We start from the raw sequence: 1,457 nt of genomic DNA, 5'->3' as shown, positions 1-1,457 counted from the left end.
TAGTTTAGTGTTGACATACCAGTTTCCCCTTCTTTCCAGATTTGATATGTTTACGAGTTTCATATATTACATCACTCAAAGTCTCTTTTGATGAAGATATAACTCCACCTACAATAAAGAAGCCGTTATCTTCAGTTTCGTCAAAAAAAGCGTATAACAAGGAACCCTCACTCCGTCTCGAAAAGTTTAATAGAAATATTATACACCATATATATATGTTTCCATAAGACACCCTAAAAATTATAATAAGTTTTGTCGCTTTTAATACTTAAAGTTGAATAACTTGAAAATATTTATTAGGTAAAATAAGAGTTTTGAATGTATCATATGACTTGTCTCAAAACCCTTATCGTTGTTAAGTTAGCCTTTTTTTCTTCTCAGAATTGCTTAACGTTGTAAATCCGCATTTTCGGGACTGTACCCCTTCAATAAAATAAATGTAACAGAAGAGACTCCTGACCATGGTCAGGAGTCTCTTCTGTTTTTATCAAAAAATGATTAATATGTTTGTTTAGCAATAATATTTAAATTGAGTCAGTTTCGTTAATCAAATAAGAATGTTCAGCCTTCATTATCCTGTTAGTAAGATATCATTTAATAAAGCTAGTTCTACTTTGAAAGGATCATTAATTTTTCTAAGCTCACAATAACCAGAACTATAAATATGAATAATTTTAAATCTTGTACCACGATATAAAACTTCTTTATTAATTGACATACCTTCCCTCCAGATTCATTATCATAATTTGTTCAATCAACATATTAATCATTTTTTTATTTAAAATTCATCTGGAACAAAATTAGGTTACTTTTCCCCTTTTTATATATTTCGAAACCTAAATTCAAATAAAATTTTATTTACACTCGATTGTATGCATAATTTTTACTACTTTAAGCAAACTACTCAAGACGCCGTGAGGCATCTACAACTAACTTTCTTCTTTAGCAGAAAAAACTCCTCCCGCCTAAGGTAGTTTTTTCTCTTTTTAACTGTATATCGTATACAAAGTTAGTTAACATAATCCGTATTCTAGGTACTCTTAGTAGACTGAAAGTCTAATTCAACCACTGGTTTATATAGAAGTTTACCAAAAACAACTAATATTATCGTGATTGTCTTCCTAACTTCGTCTATATTGGGAATGAAGGAGGAGAGACAAATGAATTTAGGAAATAAATTAAAAGAACTTCGAAAAGAACATAATTACTCTCAACAACAATTAGCAGAAAAACTACACGTAACTGCACAAGCTATTTCAAAATGGGAAAACAATAAGTCAGTTCCAGATATAATCAATCTTGTCCAGTTAAGCGAAGTATATGGTATTACCCTAGATTATCTAATAAAATCAGATAAACAGTTACAGAAGAAGCTATCTATCAACAATATTCGTTTAAAAGTTTTTAACTTTTTTGAAGTAGCTTTTATTTTAGTTATGATCTTAACCTTTAGTATC

At 29.4% G+C, this 1,457-nt stretch carries 2 protein-coding genes; one reads left to right on the top strand and one right to left on the bottom strand.

What is annotated here, in order from left to right; genetic code table 11:
* Positions 1 to 571: 571 nt before the first annotated feature.
* The gene (locus PH235_RS14430) at positions 572 to 718 is read right to left on the bottom strand and encodes a hypothetical protein (protein ID WP_175384226.1); all 147 of its coding nucleotides are present in this window, start codon (positions 716 to 718) and stop codon (positions 572 to 574) included.
* A 442-nt stretch (positions 719 to 1,160) separates the two neighbouring features.
* Here PH235_RS14430 and PH235_RS14425 point away from each other — a divergent pair.
* A partial coding sequence (locus PH235_RS14425; protein WP_272162953.1) for a helix-turn-helix domain-containing protein occupies positions 1,161 to 1,457 on the top strand: 297 nt, incomplete at its 3' end.

Origin of the sequence: Trichococcus sp. K1Tr (genome assembly GCF_028309625.1) — a bacterium.
GTDB lineage: Bacteria > Bacillota > Bacilli > Lactobacillales > Aerococcaceae > Trichococcus.
Note: the sequence above shows the minus strand (reverse complement) of the source record. Positions and strands in the feature narration are given on the sequence as shown.

Bases quoted from the DNA above. Each gene is read 5' to 3' on its own strand.
- PH235_RS14430 (WP_175384226.1), bottom strand. From the start codon at position 718: ATGTCAATTAATAAAGAAGTTTTATATCGTGGTACAAGATTTAAAATT.